A 20321-nucleotide genomic window follows, 5' to 3' on the forward strand; every position below is an offset into this window, starting at 1 on the left:
GATATGACGATAAGAAGAGTGAACGGTTGGTTTACCGCCCTGCTGCTGGGCACTGTAACGCTGAGCTGCAGCGCCGCCGCTGATCAGGCTGCGCCAGTCACTGCTGGCGAAACGGCTCCGCTGCAGGCCGCGACGCCGATTCCCGGCGCACCAGTGCGCAACAGCCAGCTCGCCTTTACCCGGCTTGCGCCGCCGCCGGGTAGCATGACGCTGCGCGGCACGCAGCCAACTGGCCAGATTGAGTTTGGCGTACGCAGTGATGAAGTGGTGACGCGTGCGCTGCTTAATCTCAGCTTCCGTCCGTCGCCCGCGCTGCTGCCGACGCTGTCGCAGCTTAAGGTCTATCTCAACGATGAGCTGGTCGGACTGATTACCGTTACGCCAGAGCAGTTAGGTAAAGAGACCCAGACGCAGCTGACGATCGATCCGCGCTTTATTACCGACTTTAACCGCGTGCGTTTTGAGCTGGTAGGGCACTACGCGAACCTGTGTGAGAATCCAGCCAACAGCACTATCTGGCTCGATATTGGCAAAGAGAGCGGTATCGACCTGACGCTGCAAAAACTACCGCTGAAAAATGATCTGTCGCATTTCCCCGAGCCGTTTTTCGACGAGCGTGACAAGCGTCCGCTCACGCTGCCGATGGTCTTTGCCGCCCAGCCGGATGTCACGCAACAGCGTGCCGCCGGGATGCTCGCCTCCTGGTTTGGCAGCAAAGCGGCCTGGCGCGGCCAGAATTTCCCGGTACTGTATAACGCGCTACCGGAGCAGCAGCACGCCATTGTGTTTGCCACTAACGACGCGCGCCCAGACTTTCTGAAAGACCTGCCGCCGGTGAATAAGCCAACGGTGGAAATAGTCAGTCAGCCCGATAACCCTTATGAAAAAATGCTGCTGGTGCTGGGACGCAATGACGAAGATTTGCTGACGGCGGTGCAGGGGATTGCGCAGGGTGAGCTGCTGCTGCGTGGCGATACCTCAACCATCGACAGCGTTAAATCGGGTGCGCCGCGGCAGGCCTACGATGCGCCAAACTGGGTGCGTACCGATCGCCGTACCACCTTTGCTGAACTGACGCAGTATGAGAATCAGCTACAGTCTGACGGCCTGCAGCCGAATCCGGTGAGCCTGACGCTGAATCTGCCGCCCGATCTTTTCATGGTGCGCGCGCGCGGTATTGATATGGATGTGAGCTACCGCTACACCGCGCCGTTTCAGCAGGATGGCTCGCGGCTGGCGGTAAATCTCAATAATCAGTTTATCCAGGACTATCCGCTACCGCCGAAGAACACCGTCGGTCAGCAGCTGCTGCATATTCCGCTGATCCAGGGCTTGCAGGATAACAGCCGTCAGCTCACCATCCCGGCGCTGCGCCTGGGCGTGGTGAACCAGCTGCGTTTTGACTTCGACTATGCCAATACCTTTATAGGCGGCACGTCAGACGGACGCTGCGAAACCGTGACGCCGGTCAGCCATCATGTGGTCGTGGACGAAAGCTCCAGCGTCGATTTTTCCGGCTACCGTCACTATATCGAGATGCCTTCACTGCGCGCCTGGTCTGGTGCGGGCTTCCCGTTCAGTCGCTATGCGGATCTGGCTCAAACGCTGGTGCTGGTGCAGTCGAAGCCGAACGCGCAGCAGGTCAGTACCCTGCTGAATGCACTGGGCAACATCGGCGCACAAACCGGCTACCCGGCGCTGAGCGTGCAATTTAGCGATGACTGGAGCAAGGCGAAGTCGCAGGATGCCGATCTGCTGATGATCGGCAACATTCCAAAAGATCTCCAGGATGATCGTCGGATTGGTGCGCTGGTGGATGCCGCCGCCAGCTGGATAAATACCCCGGTACGTCAGGCTTCCTCCGAGGATCGACAGCTTAACGACCGCGATCGCGCGGTGGAGAGCACCACAACCATTAGCTCCCGCGGCCCGCTGGCGACGGTGATTGGCTTCCAGTCGCCTTTTAACGATCAGCGCAGCGTAGTGGCGCTGCTGGCGGACGGCACGCCGCGCGCGTGGCAACTGCTGAATGAGGCCCTGACCGACAGCGGCAAGCGCAGCGCCATTTTTGGCTCTGCGGCCATTATCCGTGAGTCAGGCGTTAACAGCCTGCGCGTTGGCGACACCTACTATGTTGGCCACCTGCCGTGGTGGGAGCGACTATGGGCAACGCTGGCAACGCATCCGTTCTGGCTGGCGCTCTGTGCGGTGATTGTCGTCGTGCTGTTTGCATTAATCACCTGGCGTCTGATGCGCATCATCACCCGCCGTCGTCTGCTTGATGATGAAGATGAATAAGCCTGTTGCACTGCGCGCAGGCCTGTTGCTGAGCAGCGTGCTGGGCGCGCTGCCGCTGCTGGCTGCACCCGGGCCGGAAGTCTCCCCGGTGGAGTGGTTGCTGACGCAGGTGCGCGCTGGTGAATCCACCAGCAAATATGACCTGGTGCAGCAGTCGCTTTATCGGCTGGAAAAAATCGATCCCGATAATCCGCAGGTTATCGCAGCGCGCCTGCGTCTGGCGCTGCATCAGGGCGACACGGCGGCCGCGCAGACGCTGTTCGAGCGCCTGAAAAAGGTGGCCCCCGATTCGGCGGCCGCGCGTGAATCTGCCATCGGGCTGGCGCTGGCCTCCCCTGACGGACGGCAAAAGCTGCAGGAGGCGCGCCTGCTCGCCACCTCGGGCCGGCTGGCGGAGGCAAAAAACGCCTATGATGCGCTGTTTAACGGCGTCTTTCCCGATGCCAACAGTGCGCTGGAGTACTGGCGGCTGCTGGCACGTATACCGGGCCAGGACGGCGTAGCGTATCAGCAGCTCCAGGCGCTGGAGCAGCGCTATCCCGGCAATACTGGCGTTGAGCTGCAAATCGCCCGTATGGCGTTTGAACGTGAGCAGCCCGCGCTGGCGATTGCACAGCTAAAACAGCTGGCGAACAGCAGTGCCGGACGCGACCCCGCGGCGCAACTCTGGCTGCAACAGATCAACAGCCAGCCGGTCAGCGACAGCAGCGTGGCGCAGCTGAAAGATTATCTCAGCGTCTTTACCGAAGGGGATGCGCAGAAACAGGGACTGGATGCCCTGGCGAAGCAGCAGACGCTGCTCGCCGATCCCGCTTACCGCAAGCGTATGCGCGGGCTGGCGCTGGTGGATGCCGGCGGCGGTGCTAACGCTATTGCGGCGCTGGATGTGGCGCTGAAGGCCAACCCTGATGATGCCGATTTAATGGGCGCGATGGGTCAGGCGCAGGCGCGCGCAGGTCATCGCGCCGCGGCTGTTCTCTGGCTACAGCGTGCGATTCAGGCGGGCCAGCAGAGCATCCTGCTCGGCAAGTGGCAGTCGCTGTTACAAACCAGCCGCTACTGGCAGGCAATAGACGAAGGAGATAAAGCGCTGGCGCAGCATGACCTCGAGGGTGCAGAGCAACACTACCGCGAGGCGCAGACGCTGGACAATACCGACAGCTATGCACTGATTGGCCTCGGCGATGTGGCGATGGCGCACGGTAATGCACCACGTGCCGAACAGCTCTGGCTGCGCGCCCGACAGCTTGACGGCAGCAATACCACCGCGATTCGTCGTCTGGCAACACTCTATCAGGCAGAGTCACCCGCACGCGCCATGCAGTTTATTAACACCTTGCCCGCCTCTCAGCAGCGCGAACTGGCGGAGACGCTGCGCGCCCTGCGCAGTGACAGTCTGCGCGCCGAGGCGGATGCGCTGGCCCAGCAGGGGCGCTGGACCGCCGCCGCGGATAAATATCGTCAGGCGCAGGCGCTCTCGCCAGAGGATGTCTGGCTCAGTTATCGGCTGGCGGGTGCGCTGCGCAACGGCGGTGCGCCGCAGCAGGCTGATGCGGTGATAGCCGCGCTGCTGCAACAGCACCCACAGGATGCCACCGCGCTGTATGCCTCGGCGCTCTATCTTTCGGGTCAGGACGACGACGACGCGGCGCTGGCCGCGCTGCACCGGCTGCCTGAGGCGCAGTGGAGCAGCAACATGCGTGAGCTGTCCGCACGCCTGGAGCAGGATAAGCTGTTTGCACGCGCGGAGGCGCTGCGGGCGGCAGGGCAGGAGCGCGCGGCCATTGCCCTGCTGCGCCAGCAGCCCGCATCTGTTCGTCGCGATCTGACGCTGGCGGACTGGGCGCTGGCGCGTGGCGATGCCTCGCAGGCGCTGAATGCCTATCAGCAGGTGCTTGAGCGGGAGAGCCGCAATGGGGACGCGGCGCTGGGACGTATTGAGGCGCTGGTGGCGCTGAAGCGTAACGGTGAGGCTCGCCAGGCGCTGAAAACCTTACCGCCTTCACCGGCCAGCCTGAATGCCGATCGCCGCGTGGCGCTGGCGTGGCAGTCGGTTGGCGAGACGACCCAGGCCGCCGCGCTGTTTGCGGGTCTCAGGCAGCGCGCGGCCGTGCAGCCGCCGTCGCAGGATAAAGCGCTGGTGTTTCGCGATGCAGCGCGGCTTGAACGCGCACAGCAGCAGCCCAGCGCCGCGCTGGCGGACTACCAGCAGGCGATGATCGCCAGCGGCATTGGCGGCAGTGATAATCTGAGCCGGTTAACGCGCAATAATGCGCAGGACGACTGGCTAAAACGCAGCATCCGCAGCGATACCGCCGATCTCTATCGCCAGCAGGACACCACGCTGATGCTGGAACAGGACTACTCGCGTAACAAGGGCACCGGCGGCATTTCCGATTTTACTGCTCATACCACGATGTTACAGGCAGATACGCCGCTTGCCGACGGACGCGGCTTTGTGCGCCTCGATCGCGTTGAGGTCTCAGCAGGCACCTTCTCCACCAGTAACGGCAGCTTCAGCGAGCAGTTTGGCAGCTGTAATGACGCTAACGCTGGCGGGTGTAGTCGCGACGCTAACCAGCGTGACGAAGGGACTGCGCTGGGCGTGGGCTGGCACAACGACGTCTGGTCAGCGGATCTCGGCACAACGCCGCTCGGCTTTGACGTCACTAACTGGGTGGGCGGACTGAGCTGGGAAACGGACGTCCAGCAGGTGGGCGTCACGCTGACCGCCTCGCGGCGGCCTATTTCCAGTTCGCTGCTGGCTTATGCAGGCGCGCGCGATCCGGCGACCAACGGCGGGAAAAGCTGGGGCGGCGTGGTGGCCACCGGCGGCAGTATCGGGCTGAGCTTCGACCGCGGCGGGGCGCACGGTGTCTGGGCTGATATCAGCGCGCATCAACTTACCGGTAAGAACGTGGCAGACAACAGCCGCGAGCGCCTGATGGCAGGCTATTACTATAAGCTGATTAACAGCGATAATCGCCGTGCCACCGTTGGGCTTAACTCTATGCTGTGGCACTATCAGAAGGATCTCAGTGATTACACCTTTGGCCAGGGCGGCTACTACAGCCCGCAGCAGTACCTGTCGTTCTCCGTACCGGTGACCTACCGCCAGCGCACTGACAACTGGTCATTCGATCTGGGCGGCTCGGTCTCCTGGTCACATTCGAAAACCCGTGCACAGCAGCGCTATCCGGTTAACCCTGGCTTTGCCCTGGCCAGCAATCGTGCTTCCGACAGCAGCAGCGGTGGTGGCGTGGGTTACACTTTACAGGCGGTGGTTGAGCGCCGCATTACGCCGCACTGGTTTATCGGCGCGGGCATGGATATCCAGCAGGCGAAGGACTACACCCCCAGCCATGGACTGCTCTATATACGCTATTCTGCCGCAGGCTGGGATGGCGATCTGGATATGCCGCCGCAGCCGCTGGTTCCCTATGCGGATTTTAAATAAGCAGACCGCGTAAAACTCAGACTCCAGCAGGCAGTAAAAAAAGCGAGTTCCAGGATATACTTGCTGCGCATTGCCCTGTCTGATAGCTCTGCTTTTTAAGTCTGGAGAAGATTTTGCGCGTAAGTCGTTCGCTTACGATAAAGCAAATGGCGACGGTATCAGCTGTGGCGCTGATTACGGTCTCTGTCTTTATCGTCATTCAACTGTTTCATTTTGTGCAGCAGCGCAGGATTGACTACGCCCAGCAGATGGAAAATATCGCACATACCGTGCGCCAGCCGCTTTCTGAGGCCGTACTCAAAGCCGATATCGCCCAGGCCGAGCGTATTCTGCAAACCCTGAAGCCCGCTGGCGTGCTGTCGCGCGCTGACGTGGTGCTGCCTAACGCTTTTCAGGCGCTGCATGCCAGTTTTGAAAATGAAAAGCCTGTTCCGCGCCTGATTGCCCGCGTGTTTGAACTGCCGGTGCAGATCACGCTGCCGCTCTATTCGGTGGAGAGCAGCGGCTCGCCTAAGCCGCTCGCCTATCTGGTGCTCCAGGCCAACTCAACGCGCGTTTATCAGTTTATCCTCAGCACCGTTTCTACCATGATCACCACCTATCTGCTGCTGGCGCTGATCCTGTCAATTGCCATCAGCTGGTGCATCAACCGGCTGGTGGTGCATCCGCTGCGCAATATCTCACGTGAACTTCAGGAGCTGCCGCCGCAGGCGATTCTGACGCACAAGCTGGCGCTGCCCGCGCGCCATCGCGATGATGAAATCGGCATGCTGATCCGCAGCTATAACCGTAATCAGCAGGTGCTGGAATCGGTTCACGATGAGATGAGCCGCCTGACCACGCACCATGCCGTGACCGATTTGCCTAACCGCGCGCTGTTCCTGGCGCTGCTGGAGCAGCATCTTCGCAGCCACAGCAAAGGCTTTGGCCTGATGGTGATCCGTATTGAAACCCTCCAGGAAGCGAATGGCGTATTGAGCGACGAGCAGCGCGACATTTTGATGCTGACCCTGGTGGAGAAAATTCGCAGCACCGTTGATGAGCATACGCTGCTGGCGCAGACCGGCGTGAGTGACTTTGCGCTGCTGATGAAGCGTGCCAGTACACCGTTTCGTGCGATGCGTCTTGCGCGCAACCTGATGATACGTCTTAACCAGCCGGTAACGCTGCAGCAGCTTCAGCTGCGCCCCAACGCCAGCATAGGTCTTGCGCTAAATAATGAAGAGCATCTCTCTGCCAGTGAGCAGCTCGATCGCGCCACCTCAGCCATGATGTCGGCACGTCACTCAGGTAAAAATCAGATTCTGTTTTTTGACGCGGCGCTGACCGAGCGTGCGCAGAAACGCCTGACGCAGGAGCATGACATTCTTCAGGGATTGCAGGATGAGCAATTCCGGCTCTATCTGCAGCCGCAGATCGATATGCAAACCGGCGAGCTGGCCGGCGCGGAAGCGCTGCTGCGTATGCGCCTGCCAGACGGCAGCTATGGCCTGACGGAAGAGTTTATCGCCAGCGCGGAAGAGCTTGGCGTCATTGCCGCTATCGGGCGCTGGGTATTTGAAGAGGCGTGCCGCATTCTTGCAGGCTGGCAGAAGCGAGGTATTACTATCCCGCTGAGCGTCAATATCTCTGCAGTACAGCTGCGTGACGCCAGCATGGTCAGCCATTTGCAGGGGCTGCTGGAGCGTCACCATATTGCGCGCGGCAGCTTTGTACTGGAAATTACCGAAACGGCGCAAATCGGTGACGCTGAGAGTGCGATGGCGCTGCTGCGCTCGCTTCAGTCTGCGGGCGTGGCGGTCGCGCTGGACGATTTCGGCATGGGCTACTCTAATCTCAACTATCTGCACCAGTTTAAAGCGCTGCCGGTAAACAAGCTGAAGATGGACCGCAGCTTCGTTGCCGCTCTGCCAGATGACGACACTATGGTGCGCATCGTGGCGGCCATTGCCGAGATTATCGATCTTGACGTGATCGCCGAAGGAGTAGAGACGCCGGAGCAGCGCGACTGGCTGCTGGCACGCGGTATTCATATCGGACAGGGCTACCTTTATGCCGAGGCGCTGCCGCTGGAACGTTTTACTCAAACCTGGCTTCCTGAACTCGCATCTGATGAAGAAAGCCTCTGATTCTTTGATTTCCTGCGTTTTTTAGTTACAAAAGCCGGGGCTGAAGCGTTTCAGTTCATAGTTGCGTTGGTCAGAATACCTTAGCCTTTGTGAGCCTGTATTAATCCCGTTAACAGGGTGTTATTTTTTGCCAACCAGCAGCAGCGCCCCCGCTGCGCTGGCAGAAATATTAAAAACGACAACCTCACAACCCTGTTGTAGTGGACACCTGTTATGAAAACCTCACTCTTTAAAAGCCTCTATTTCCAGGTGCTGTTAGCCATCGGCGTCGGCGTCCTGTTAGGCCATTTCTACCCTGAGCTCGGCACGCAAATGAAGCCGCTAGGGGATGGCTTCGTCAAACTGATCAAGATGATCATCGCGCCCGTGATTTTCTGTACGGTCGTGACCGGGATTGCCGGCATGGAGAGCATGAAAGCAGTGGGGCGCACCGGTGCGGTCGCGCTGCTCTATTTTGAAATCGTCAGTACCATCGCGCTGATCATTGGCCTGGTGGTGGTTAACGTACTGCAACCCGGTGCAGGAATGAACGTCGATCCCGCCACGCTGGATGCGAAAGCGGTCGCGGTCTATGCCCAACAGGCGGAACAGCAGGGCGTGATTGCCTTCCTGCTCGACGTGATCCCCGGCAGCGTGATCGGCGCGTTTGCCAGCGGTAATATTCTGCAGGTACTGCTGTTCGCCATCCTGTTCGGCTTTGCCCTGCATCGTCTTGGCAGCGCCGGTACGGTGATTTTCAATGTGATCGAGAGCTTCTCGAAGGTCATTTTCGGCATCATTAACATGATCATGCGTCTGGCACCTGTTGGGGCTTTCGGCGCCATGGCCTTCACCATTGGTAAATATGGCGTCGGCTCGCTGGTGCAGCTTGGACAGCTGATTGCCTGCTTCTACATTACCTGCGTGCTGTTTGTGGTGATTGTGCTGGGGCTTATCGCACGCGTAGCCGGATTCAACATTTTCCGCTTTATCGCCTACATCAAAGAGGAGCTGCTCATCGTTCTTGGCACTTCATCCTCTGAATCTGCCCTGCCGCGTATGCTGGATAAGATGGAGAGACTGGGCTGCAAGAAATCCGTGGTGGGTCTGGTTATTCCTACCGGCTACTCGTTTAACCTGGACGGTACCTCTATCTATCTGACCATGGCGGCGGTCTTTATCGCGCAGGCCACCAATGCCCACATGGACGTTTTCCATCAGATTACCCTGCTGGTGGTGCTGCTGCTCTCTTCAAAAGGGGCAGCGGGGGTGACCGGCAGCGGCTTTATCGTGCTGGCGGCCACGCTCTCAGCGGTAGGCCATCTGCCGGTGGCGGGTCTGGCACTGATTCTGGGGATCGACCGCTTCATGTCAGAGGCGCGTGCGCTGACCAACCTTGTTGGTAACGGCGTGGCGACAGTGGTGGTGGCGAAATGGGTAGGCCAGCTGGATGAACGCCAGATGAAAGCGACCCTTTCAGGTGACGTAAAGGCGAAAAAACTGCCGGAAACTTCCGTTTAAATACTGCTTTACAGTTAAATCCTCACAAATGCCCGCTGTCACTTGCCCTGACAGCGGGCATTTGCATAATAAAGCCCACTTATTTTTTTCATGGTTTTTCACTTCGTTGCGCGACATCCTGGCCTTCCCGTGGTCAAAGACTCTGTTGTCGAAAAACGACGCGGCTAAAACGAAAAAATTCACCGCGTATGACAACGGCGAAATCTGCCGGTGATTACGACTTTTTGATTAGAGGTTCACATGCAGGGCACCAGAATTCGGCTTTTGGTTGGCGGTTTGGCCTGGGTAGCCGCCAGTTTTGGCGTGTATGCAGAAACGCTACAGCCTGATCCCGCCTGGCAAGAAGGGAAACTCGATAACGGACTAAGCTGGCAGCTGCTGACGACGCCGCAGCGCCCCAGCGACCGCATTGAACTGCGCATGGTGGTAAATACGGGCTCGCTGGTAGAAACCACCCAGCAGAGCGGGTTTAGTCATCTTCTGCCGCGTCTGGCGATGGTACATAACGCCGCGCTAGATACTAACCAGCAGCGAGCGCTGTGGCAGCAGGCGATTGACCCGCAGCGTCCGCTGCCGCCCGCCATCGTCTCTTACGACTATACCCAGTACAACCTTAGCCTGCCTAACAACCGCCCAGAGCTGCTGAAAGAAGCGCTAAACTGGCTGGCCGCAACGGCAGGTAAGATGTCAATTAACGAACAGGTGGTCAGCACGGCGCTGACGGCTTCCGATCCCACCGCCACCTGGCCTGCCACAACGCAGGATGTCTGGTGGCGCTACCGTCTGAAAGGTTCTGCCTTGCTGGCGCACGATCCGGCTGAACAGCCGCGTACACCGGTCGATCTCGCGGCGCTGAATGACTTTTATCAGCAATGGTATACGCCCGATGCCATGACGCTCTACGTGGTCGGCAACGTGGAAAGCCGCAGCCTGGCGGAGCAGATCAATAAAGCCTTCTCTTCGCTGTCGGGCAAGCGCAGCAGTCCTGCACCGCTGCCGACGCTCTCGCCGCTGCCGCATCAGCCCGTTAACCTGGTCAACGGCGCAATGAGCCGGGATCGGCTGGCGCTGGTGTGGGATACAGCCTGGCAGCCCATCCGCGATTCGCAAAATCTGCAGCGGTACTGGCAGAGCGATCTGGCGCGTGAGGCGCTGTTCTGGCATCTGCAGCGCACGCTGGGTGACAGTAAAGCGCAGAACCTCCAGGTGGGTTTTGACTGCCGTGTGCTTTACCAGCGCGCCCAGTGCTCAGTTAATCTTGATGCGCGCAACGACTCGCTTGAGCCAGGCCTGAACATGGTGGCGCGTGAACTGGCGAACGTGCGTGACAAGGGCTTGCCGCAGGAGGAGTTTGACGCGCTAATGGCGCAGAAGCTGCTGGAGCTGAATAAACTCTTCGCAACCTATGCGCGCACCGATACTGACGTACTGATGAGCCAGCGTCTCCGTTCGCAGCAGAACGCGGTGGTTGATATTGCGCCTGAACAGTACCAGAAGCTGCGCCAGGCCTTTCTGGGTAGCCTGACGCGTGAGCAGCTGAATCAGGAGCTGCGTCAGCAGCTAACGCAGGAGCTCACGATGGTGTTGATGCAGCCGGAAGGCGAAGCAGAAACCAACGTGAAGAGCCTTCAGGCGATCTGGGATAAGATGATGGCTCCGCCTGCAACGGCAGCCAGCGATGCCGCCCCGCAGGAGAGCAGCTCCAGCGACAGCCTGCCGCCTTCTTCCTGACCCGTCAGGTTTTTGCCCTGAGCCATTCGGTCACCAGCATCGGCCAGCTGGCAAGGGGCAGATCCGCTACGCCACGGATACCAAATCCGTGGCCGCCTTTCTGGTAAAAGTGCAGTTCGGCGGGCACCTTGTGTTCGCGCAGCGCGCTAAAGAACGCCATGCTGTTATTTACCGAAACCGTTTCATCATCCGCCGCGTGGATCAGCAGCGTGGGCGGCGTCTGTGCGTGGACGCGCGTCTCCAGCGAATAGGCATCCATGGTTTTCTGATCGGGCCAGGCGCCCAGCAGGCGCGTGCGCGAACTCTCGTGGGTGATGCCGTCGCGCATGCTGATGAGCGGATAGAGCAGCACCATCGCGTCGGGACGCGGTGACATGGCATCGGTGCGATCCTGCACCGGATAGATCTTTTCGGCAAAGCGTGTGCCCAGGCTGGCCGCAACGTGCCCGCCTGCTGAAAAGCCTGTCATCACAATATATTTGCCATTTAGCCCGCGCTGGGCGCGCTCGCGCAGTACGCGCACCGCACGCTGTGCATCGGCCAGTGGCGCATCTGCGCCTTCATGATGGCCGTCGTAGGGCAGGCGATAGGTCATCACCGCCAGCGTGTAGCCCATGGCGGTAAAGAAGGTGGCCAGCGCGCTGCCTTCACGATCAATCAGCACGCGCTGATAGCCACCGCCCGGCGCGACCAGCAGCGTAATGCCGTTGGACTCTTCAGGATACCAGAGCGCAATTTCCGGGCAGCGCACGCCAGTGGCTGCGCGGTCGTAAGGTTCATACTCTTTAGCCAGATCAACAATCTGCGGCTGCGCGCGCGAATCGCTGGCGCCTGGCGCGTCACCATTTGGCCAGATATTGATAATTTCTGTGTGCATAAAACGGTCCTGATGCGAGGGGTATTGTCGTTGTTTTTTCGCGGCCGGATAAACAGCGTCCTGCTGTTATTGAGGAAAAGATGGTCTTTTTTCAGGCGGTCGTCCATCCGAAAACCGTCTGCTGAGAAGGATTCAGACTATGCCTGGCGTGACGGCGCTGACAGGGTTTGCGCACAAAAACAGGCTCTGCTGACGGCGAAAAAAACCGTACCAGCGACAGCGCTGTTGCTAAGGGGAATTCACCGTTTAATGTCGCGCGCTAACGCAAATGCAGGGGATTTTAATTCGCTCTGTTATGCCGAAACGGTTTGCCCCGCCTGGCGCGGGGCCTGTTTTTATTCGGGCATTGCGTCGAGCGGAATAATTGCACCGCGATGCTGAATCACCGTGCTGGCGGTCAGATGACCGCGTTCGGCTGATGCCTCCGCCGAGCCGCCGGTCAGACGCCGTGACAAATAACCGGCGCTGAACGAGTCGCCTGCGGCAGTGGTGTCAACCACGCGCGCAGCATCGAGACGAACAGCGGGCACATCAATCAGCGCATCATCACCGAGCGCGACCAGACAGGATGCTGCACCACGCTTGATCACGATTTCACGGGCACCCGCCTCACGGGTGCGCTCAATTACCGCACTGACCGGATGGTCGCCCCACAGCAGATTTTCATCATCCAGGGTCAGAAAGGCGATATCGGTGCGCTGTAGCATGGCGCGATAGGCCTGCTGCGCGCTCGCGCTGTCAGCCCAGAGGCGCGGACGATAGTTGTTGTCAAAAATCACCTGGCCGCCATGGGCGCGGCAGCGATCCAGCAGCGTCATCAGCTTTTCACGGCTGTCGGCCGGCAGAATTGCCAGCGAGATGCCGCTCAGGTAGAGATAGTCGTAGCGAGCCAGCTCATCGACTATCGCGGCGGCTTGCGGGCCATCGAGCCAGTAGCGTGCAGCGGCATCGCTGCGCCAGTACCAGAAGGTGCGCTCGCCTTTATCGTCTGTTTCGATGACGTAGAGGCCGGGCATTTTATTCTCCAGCCGCTGGATCAGCCGGGTACTGATTTTTTCCTGCTGCCATGCGGCAATCATCTGTTCACTGAACGAATCGGTGCCCAGCGCCGTCACGTAATCCACGCTCAGCTGGGCGTCATCGACCTGGCGTGCCAGATACACTGCCGTATTCAGCGTGTCGCCGCCAAAGCCGCGTTTGATGTTCTCACCTTTTTCGGACAGCTCAATCATGCACTCGCCAATAATGGCTATTTTTTTATGCGTCATGGTGTTTGGCCTGTGGAGAAATAGTGCCTTAGTCTCGCGTCTGGTATGGCAGACGTCAACGTTTTTTAAAACGGCGTTTTAATTCCACTTAAAGGCAAAAAACGCTTTCTTAGCGGCGATTTAACGGGAAAAGGCAGGCTTTTTTTCACGATTGTGTCTTATTCGGGTTGGTACACTCTGTAGTCTTATGTGACCAGAAAATGGATAAAGTAATAACGGCAATAGCCGATACTTGCCGCTGAGTTGTCACATGGCTCTCGCCACCAACCAGGAAAAAACCATGATGATGAAGAATATTAGTCATCGGCTACCTTCTTCAACTGATATCAGCCCACAGCAGAAAGCGCATCTTTTCTGGCAGCAGTGCCAACGACTCTATACTTTTCAGCCGATATATCAGGTTTCGGGTCGGTTGCTGGCAATCGAGATCCTGACCGCAGTATCCCACCCGACCGCGCCCGAGAAGCGTTTATCGCCGGAGTCCTATTTTGACGCGCTGGAGATTCATCAGCGCCTGCATGTTGTTCACGAGCAGCTCAGGTTACTGAAAGAGTGGCAGCCTTTCTTCTGTGATAACAAGGTGGTGGCATCGGTCAATATTGACGGGCCTACGCTAATGGCGATTCAGCAGCATCCCCCTGTTCGCCGCCTGATTACCGAGCTTCCATGGGTACGTTTTGAGCTGACCGAGCACCATGCGCTGCCACAGGAGGAGATGATTGCGCAGATGCCTGAGCTGGGCCCGCTGTGGCTGGACGATTTTGGTTCCGGCATGGCGAACTTTTCCGCGCTTACCGAACTGAAATATGACTATATTAAGCTGTCGCGCGAGCTCTTTATCCTGCTGGGGAAAACCGATGAGGGCAGAGCGCTGTTTTCTGTGCTGCTGGCCCTGATCAATCGTTACTGCAACGGCGTCATCGTCGAAGGCGTTGAAACAGAAGAGGAGTGGAAACAGGTCTGTTCCTCACCTGCAATGGCAGCTCAGGGCTACTTTTTTTCACGCCCGGTCTCTTTTTCACAACTTATTCATTTACCGCTTCAGCTTGCCTGATGTCCTTCCATCGCGTCTCGACTATCTTTAACGGAGACGGTGGAAAGGCAAGGAGTAAGCGAGATGTCACGTACGGGGAAAATAGTCAGCTGGGTCGTTGGGATTTTTTTATTGCTGGTTGTGGTGCTGGTTGTCGTCATTGCGACATTTGACTGGAATCGCCTGAAGCCAACCATCAACCAGAAAGTCTCAACGGAACTTAACCGCCAGTTCGCTATTCGCGGCGATTTAGGCATCATCTGGGAACGTAACCGTGATGAACCGGGCTGGCGTAGCTGGATCCCCTGGCCGCACGTTCACGCTCAGGACATCATAGTAGGCAATCCGCCCGACATGGCGGAAGTCACGATGGTGCATCTGGAGCGCGTTGACGCTACGCTGGCACCGCTGGCGCTGCTGCATAAAGAGGTTTATATCCCCTGGATTAAGCTCCAGCAGCCGGATGCGCGCCTGATACAGACCGCCAACAAAAAGAACAACTGGACCTTCAATCTCGCCAACAGCGACAACCCCGATCCCAATACGCCGCCTTCTGCCTGGTCATTCCGCCTCGATAATATCTTGTTTGACCAGGGGCAGGTTCGCTACCGCGACGCGGTAAATAAGGCGGACGTAACGGTGAAAATTAATCCGCTGGGCAAACCCGTACCCTATGCGCAGATCGCTGGCGGTGATGACGCACAGAAAGGCGCGGGCGATTTTGTCTTTGGCTGGGAAGCCCGCGGCACCTACAACAATGAACGTCTGACAGGCGAGGGCAAAACCGGCGGCATGCTGTCGCTGCGTAGTAAAAACACCCCTTTCCCGGTGCAGGCCGACGTGCGTAACGGTACTACCCGCGTGCAGGTGACGGGCGGTATTCAGGATCCCATGAATATGGGGGGACTTAATGTACGGCTGCGTTTCTCTGGCGACACGCTTGCCAACCTCTATGGCCTGACGGGTGTACTGCTGCCCGACACGCCGCCGTATGAAACCGACGGTCACCTGATTGCCCGCTTTGCCGGGAAAAAAGGGCCTGAATACCGCTATGAAAACTTTAACGGTCATATTGGCGACAGTGACATCCACGGTTCACTCACCTATACGCAGGGCAAACCCCGGCCAACGCTGGTGGGTGAGCTGAGTTCGAAACAGCTGCGCATGGCGGATTTGGGGCCGCTGATCGGCGTTGACTCAGGTAAAGGCAGTGCAAAAACCGAGCAGGCAAAGGCGAAGCGCGGCGATAAAACGACGCAGCCGGCCGACCGCGTGCTGCCGCATGACAGGTTCGATACCAAAAGCTGGGATGTTATGGACGCTGACGTGAAGTTTAGCGGTAAGCGTATTGAACATGGCAGTTCACTGCCGTTAAGCGATCTTTATACCCATTTACAGCTGAAAAACGGCGATCTGCTGCTCGATCCGCTGCGCTTCGGTATGGCAGGCGGGTCGCTGAACAGCACGATTCGTCTTGAAGGGAACCGAACGCCTATGCGTGGCCGCGCTGATATTCACGCGCGTCGGCTGCATCTGCGCCAGCTCTTTCCGAATGTAGAAGCGATGCAGCGCAGTCTGGGCCAGCTTAACGGCGATGCCAGCTTTACCGGTACCGGCAATTCCGTCGCGGACCTGCTGGCAACCAGCAACGGCCAGTTGAAGCTACTAATGAACAATGGCCTGATTAGCCGCAGTCTGATGGAAATTGCCGGACTTAACGTTGGTAACTATCTGGTCGGCAAACTGTTTGGTGATGATGAGGTGCGTATTAACTGTGCCGCCACCGATGTGAAGCTGCAAAACGGTCTGGCGACGCCAAACCTGTTTGTGTTTGATACCGAGAACGCGGTGATCAATGTGAGCGGCAACGTTAACTTCGCTAATGAGCGCATGGACCTGTCAATTAACCCAGAGAGTAAGGGCATCCGCATCGTCACGCTGCGCTCGCCGCTCTATGTACGTGGAACGTTCAAAAACCCAGACGCAGGCGTGAAGGCCGGGCCACTGCTGGCACGCGGCGCGGCTGCGGTAGCACTGGGTGCCGTGGTCGCTCCGGCTGCCGCGCTGCTGGCGTTAATTAGCCCAAGCGATAACGACGAGAACCAGTGCAGCAATGTGTTGCAGCAGATGAAGAACAGAAAGTAATCAGTTGCGGTAGAGCACTTTGATAATGTGATAACCAAACGCGGTTTTCACCGGCCCGTAAGGTTTCAGCAGCGGACAGGTGAAAACCGCTTTGTCAAAGGCCGGTACCATCTGGCCCTGACGGAACTCGCCTAAATCGCCACCGTTGCGCCCGGAAGGGCAGGTTGAGTGTTTCTTTGCCAGCTGTTGAAAACTGGCACCCTTTTCCAGCTTCGCCAGCAGGTCTCTCGCCTGCGCTTCCTCTTTCACCAGGATGTGTAAAGCCGCCGCAGTTTTCGCCATGATAGTCTCCCGATTGTGTATACTGGCGGCCCATTATTTCATCCCCTTCTCTTTTTACTGAGCGATTTTTTACGATGCGTTTAAACCCCAGCCAACAACGTGCCGTCGAGTTTGTCACCGGTCCCTGTCTGGTGCTGGCCGGGGCGGGATCGGGCAAAACCCGCGTGATTACCAACAAGATTGCCCACCTGATCCGCGAGTGCGGCTATCAGGCTCGTCATATTGCGGCAGTGACCTTCACCAACAAAGCCTCACGCGAGATGAAAGAGCGCGTGGCGCAGACGCTTGGCAAGAAAGAAGCGCGTGGCCTGATGATTTCTACCTTCCACACGCTGGGACTGGAGATTATCAAGCGCGAGTACGCCGCGCTGGGTATGAAGTCGAACTTTTCGCTGTTCGATGATACTGACCAGTTGGCGCTCCTGAAGGATTTAACCCAGCCATGGCTGGAAGAGGATAAGACGCTGCTGCAGCAGCTGATCTCTACCATCTCTAACTGGAAAAATGACCTGGTTGACCCGCCGCGTGCCGCCGCGCTGGCGCGCAGCGAGCGCGACAACATTTTTGCCCACTGCTACAGCCTGTACGATCAGCATCTGAAATCCTGCAACGTCCTCGATTTTGACGATCTGATTCTGCTCCCGACGCTGCTGTTGCAGCGTAATGAAGAGGTTCGCGAGCGCTGGCAGCAGCGCATCCGCTATCTGCTGGTCGATGAGTATCAGGACACCAACACCAGCCAGTATGAGCTGGTAAAGCTGCTGGTGGGGCACCGGGCACGTTTTACCGTGGTAGGGGATGACGATCAGTCTATCTATTCGTGGCGTGGTGCGCGTCCGCAAAACCTTGTGCTGCTGAAAAAGGACTTTCCAGCGCTCGAAGTGGTGAAGCTGGAGCAGAACTACCGTTCGTCGCAGCGCATTCTAAAAGCGGCGAATATCCTTATCGCCAATAATCCGCACGTGTTTGAGAAGCGGCTCTTCTCCGAGCTGGGCCTGGGGAGTGAGCTGAAGGTCGTTACGGCTAATCATGAAGAGCATGAGGCGGAGCGCGTGGCGGGTGAGCTGATAGCGCATCATTTTATCAACAAAACCCAGTACAAAGATTACGCCATTCTCTATCGCGGCAATCACCAGTCACGGGTATTTGAAAAGCTGCTGATGCAGAACCGTATTCCCTATCGTATTTCTGGTGGCACCTCCTTTTTCTCACGTCCGGAGATCAAGGACTTACTGGCCTATCTGCGCATACTGACTAATCCGGATGACGACAGCGCGTTTTTGCGTATCGTTAACACGCCGCGCCGCGAAATTGGCCCGGCGACGCTGCAAAAGCTGGGAGAATGGGCGAACCTGCGTAATAAGAGCCTGTTCAATGCCAGCTTTGACGTAGGGTTAGGGCAGACGCTAAACGGCCGTGGTCTGGAGCACCTGCAGCGTTTTACCCACTGGCTAAATGAGATCGTACAGATGACCGAGCGCGAGCCGGTCAATGCGGTGCGCGATCTTATCCGCGGCATCGATTACGAGAGCTGGCTGTTTGAAACCTCGGGTAGCCCGAAAGCAGCCGAAATGCGCATGAAGAACGTTAACACGCTGTTTCAGTGGATGACCGAGATGCTGGAAGGCAGCGAGATTGACGAACCGATGACGCTGACTCAGGTGGTCACGCGCTTTACCCTGCGCGATATGATGGAGCGCGGCGAAAGCGATGAAGAGCTCGATCAGGTGCAGCTGATGACGCTGCACGCCTCAAAAGGACTGGAGTTTCCCTACGTCTTCTTAGTGGGTATGGAAGAGGGACTGTTGCCACATCAGAGCAGCATCGATGAGAACAACATTGAAGAGGAGCGCCGCCTGGCCTATGTCGGCATCACGCGCGCGCAGAAAGAGCTGACCTTTACGCTGTGCCGCGAACGCCGACAGTATGGCGAGCTGGTGCGGCCGGAGCCGAGCCGCTTTTTGCTGGAGCTGCCGCAGGATGATGTGGTCTGGGAAACGGAGCGCAAGGTGGTGAGCGCAGAAGAGCGCATGAAAACCGGACAGAGCCGTGTAGCGGGATTACGTGCAATGCTCGATAAGGCGAAAAAGGGCTAATCGCCCTTTTTAAATTAAGCAACCGCTAGCGGCCAGTGCACGTAGGACTGGTAGTGGCTCTCTTGTTCAAGCAGTTCAGAGCGCAGAGGATGAGCGTCAAGCCAGCCTGACGGCAGCGTCAGACGCAGTTCATCCTCCGTGGCCTGCAGGCGCACCGCAGGCAGCGTGTCATCGCGACGGCGGCTGGAGAAGATTATCGCCAGCCGCAGCAGACGGCATAAGCGTTCGGCAAGACGCGGCGGCACGGCGTTCTGCTGCGTCAGCAGCGCCAGGTCAATGCTGCCACTCTGGTTCTGTAGCAGGCAGGCCAGCAGTTTCTTTTGTGCCGGGGTAAAGCCAGGAAGATCGAGGTGACGTACCAGATAGGCGGCGTGCTGCGGAGCCTGGCGGAAATCGACGCTGAGGCCGATTTCATGTATTGCGCAGGCGCTAAGCAGTAACTCCCGACAGCGATGATCCAGTTTCCACACGCCATTGACCTGACGAAAAAAGGCGTCGGCCATCTGACGCACGCGTACTGCCTGCTCCACATCAATGGAAAAGCGGCGCTGTACGTTCTGTAGCGTGCGGGTGCGAATATCGCGATCGACCGGCAGATGCAGCATGCCGTAGACCAGCCCTTCACGCAGTGCGCCGCCGGCCAGCGTCATACTTTCGATCGCCAGCTCCTGGAACACGGCAATCAGAATCGACAGGCCGCTGGGAAAGACCAGCGCACGTTCCAGCGTTAATCCTTCAATCTCCAGCTCTTCCAGCTTGCCGCACTGGATGGCGCGCTGCTTGAGTTGCTGCAGCTTGCTCAGCGTAATACGCTCATCCATCCCCTGTGCCACCATGATCTCTTGCAGCGCCTGCACAGTGCCGGAGGCACCGACACACGCTTCCCAGCCGTGTGCACGCAGCGGCGCGACAATCGGTCGAATCATGTCGCGTGCGGCTTGTTCCGCTGCCGCAAAGTTCTCTTTTGCCAGATGGCGATCGCTAAAAAAGCGTTCCAGCCAGGTAACACAGCCCATTGACAGGCTGAAGAGTACAGAAGCGTGTGAGCCGTCGCCGGTCGCCAGCTCGGTGCTGCCGCCGCCGATATCAACAATCAGCCGCTTGTCTGAGCCGCCAGTGGTATGCGCCACGCCCTGATAGATGAGACGCGCTTCCTCTTCACCGCTGATAACGTTAATCGAGCAGCCGAGGATTTGCTGTGCAGTAAACAAGAATTCGGCTGCGTTAGCGGCAAGGCGCAGCGTAGCCGTCGCGACAACGCGAATCTGTTCAGAAGGGATATCCTGCAGCTGTTCAGAGAAGAGCTTTAAACACTCCCAGCCGCGCGTCATGGCCTCGACTGAGAGATGATTATTTTTATCCAGCCCGGCAGCCAGACGTACCTTGCGTTTGATACGCGCGACGGTCTGGATACTGCCTGATACTTCGCGCACCACCAACATATGAAAGCTGTTGGAGCCCAGGTCGATCGCAGCATAAAGTGACGATGCGCTTAGCATGTGTGG

12 protein-coding genes are annotated in these 20321 nt (G+C 58.1%); 8 read left to right on the plus strand and 4 right to left on the minus strand.

Annotated elements, in window-relative coordinates:
* Positions 1–3 precede the first annotated feature (3 nt).
* The 5 genes from bcsB to HP564_RS16510 all read left to right on the plus strand — a co-directional run bounded on the left by bcsB (position 4) and on the right by HP564_RS16510 (position 11115).
* Positions 4–2298 carry a cellulose biosynthesis cyclic di-GMP-binding regulatory protein BcsB gene (bcsB, locus tag HP564_RS16490; RefSeq protein WP_371244849.1) on the plus strand — a complete coding sequence of 765 codons (2295 nt, stop codon included), beginning with the start codon at positions 4–6 and terminating at the stop codon, positions 2296–2298.
* Positions 2291–5755, plus strand: a complete 3465-nt coding sequence (bcsC, locus tag HP564_RS16495; protein WP_371244852.1) for a cellulose synthase complex outer membrane protein BcsC — start codon at positions 2291–2293, stop codon at positions 5753–5755. Before bcsB ends, bcsC begins: the two co-directional genes overlap by 8 nt.
* A gap of 113 nt (positions 5756–5868) precedes the next feature.
* Positions 5869–7884, plus strand: coding sequence for a biofilm formation regulator HmsP (hmsP, locus tag HP564_RS16500; protein WP_371244854.1), 2016 nt, complete (start codon positions 5869–5871; stop codon positions 7882–7884).
* A 213-nt stretch (positions 7885–8097) separates the two neighbouring features.
* Complete coding sequence (locus tag HP564_RS16505) at positions 8098–9384, plus strand: dicarboxylate/amino acid:cation symporter (RefSeq protein WP_371244857.1); 1287 nt, start codon at positions 8098–8100, stop codon at positions 9382–9384.
* A gap of 240 nt (positions 9385–9624) precedes the next feature.
* Complete coding sequence (locus HP564_RS16510; RefSeq protein ID WP_371244859.1) at positions 9625–11115, plus strand: M16 family metallopeptidase; 1491 nt, start codon at positions 9625–9627, stop codon at positions 11113–11115.
* A 4-nt stretch (positions 11116–11119) separates the two neighbouring features.
* Here the strand turns inward: HP564_RS16510 and HP564_RS16515 are convergent, their stop codons facing one another.
* Both HP564_RS16515 and HP564_RS16520 read right to left on the minus strand, forming a co-directional pair.
* A complete protein-coding gene (locus HP564_RS16515) occupies positions 11120–11992 on the minus strand; it encodes an alpha/beta hydrolase (protein ID WP_371244861.1) in 873 nt (290 codons plus the stop codon).
* Between the two features lie 335 nt (positions 11993–12327).
* Complete coding sequence (locus HP564_RS16520; RefSeq protein WP_371244863.1) at positions 12328–13260, minus strand: sugar kinase; 933 nt, start codon at positions 13258–13260, stop codon at positions 12328–12330.
* Positions 13261–13540: 280 nt separating this feature from the next.
* Between HP564_RS16520 and pdeH the strand changes: the two genes are divergently transcribed.
* Positions 13541–14314: a cyclic-guanylate-specific phosphodiesterase gene (pdeH, locus tag HP564_RS16525; protein ID WP_371244865.1), complete on the plus strand. Its 774-nt coding sequence runs from the start codon at positions 13541–13543 to the stop codon at positions 14312–14314.
* Between the two features lie 63 nt (positions 14315–14377).
* Positions 14378–16438, plus strand: a complete 2061-nt coding sequence (locus tag HP564_RS16530) for an AsmA family protein (protein WP_371244867.1) — start codon at positions 14378–14380, stop codon at positions 16436–16438.
* Here HP564_RS16530 and ppiC read toward each other — a convergent pair whose 3' ends face one another.
* Positions 16439–16720, minus strand: coding sequence for a peptidylprolyl isomerase PpiC (gene ppiC, locus HP564_RS16535; RefSeq protein ID WP_371244869.1), 282 nt, complete (start codon positions 16718–16720; stop codon positions 16439–16441). It lies immediately after the preceding gene.
* 74 nt (positions 16721–16794) lie between these two features.
* Between ppiC and rep the strand changes: the two genes are divergently transcribed.
* Positions 16795–18816, plus strand: a complete 2022-nt coding sequence (gene rep, locus HP564_RS16540; protein ID WP_371244871.1) for a DNA helicase Rep — start codon at positions 16795–16797, stop codon at positions 18814–18816.
* Between the two features lie 14 nt (positions 18817–18830).
* Here rep and gppA read toward each other — a convergent pair whose 3' ends face one another.
* On the minus strand, positions 18831–20315 hold the full coding sequence (gppA, locus tag HP564_RS16545) for a guanosine-5'-triphosphate,3'-diphosphate diphosphatase (RefSeq protein ID WP_371244873.1): 1485 nt from the start codon (positions 20313–20315) through the stop codon (positions 18831–18833).
* Positions 20316–20321: the final 6 nt, after the last annotated feature.

This window comes from Pantoea sp. KPR_PJ, from assembly GCF_041386365.1.
In the GTDB taxonomy this organism is placed as follows: Bacteria; Pseudomonadota; Gammaproteobacteria; order Enterobacterales; family Enterobacteriaceae; genus Pantoea.

Excerpts from the sequence above, each read along its gene's own strand:
- HP564_RS16510 (WP_371244859.1), top strand. The coding sequence starts at position 9,625 with ATGCAGGGCACCAGAATTCGGCTTTTGGTTGGCGGTTTGGCCTGGGTA.
- HP564_RS16505 (WP_371244857.1), top strand. The coding sequence starts at position 8,098 with ATGAAAACCTCACTCTTTAAAAGCCTCTATTTCCAGGTGCTGTTAGCC.
- bcsC (WP_371244852.1), top strand. The coding sequence starts at position 2,291 with ATGAATAAGCCTGTTGCACTGCGCGCAGGCCTGTTGCTGAGCAGCGTG.
- pdeH (WP_371244865.1), top strand. The coding sequence starts at position 13,541 with ATGATGATGAAGAATATTAGTCATCGGCTACCTTCTTCAACTGATATC.
- HP564_RS16530 (WP_371244867.1), top strand. The coding sequence starts at position 14,378 with ATGTCACGTACGGGGAAAATAGTCAGCTGGGTCGTTGGGATTTTTTTA.
- HP564_RS16520 (WP_371244863.1), bottom strand. The coding sequence starts at position 13,260 with ATGACGCATAAAAAAATAGCCATTATTGGCGAGTGCATGATTGAGCTG.
- HP564_RS16515 (WP_371244861.1), bottom strand. The coding sequence starts at position 11,992 with ATGCACACAGAAATTATCAATATCTGGCCAAATGGTGACGCGCCAGGC.
- rep (WP_371244871.1), top strand. The coding sequence starts at position 16,795 with ATGCGTTTAAACCCCAGCCAACAACGTGCCGTCGAGTTTGTCACCGGT.
- ppiC (WP_371244869.1), bottom strand. The coding sequence starts at position 16,720 with ATGGCGAAAACTGCGGCGGCTTTACACATCCTGGTGAAAGAGGAAGCG.
- gppA (WP_371244873.1), bottom strand. The coding sequence starts at position 20,315 with ATGCTAAGCGCATCGTCACTTTATGCTGCGATCGACCTGGGCTCCAAC.
- bcsB (WP_371244849.1), top strand. The coding sequence starts at position 4 with ATGACGATAAGAAGAGTGAACGGTTGGTTTACCGCCCTGCTGCTGGGC.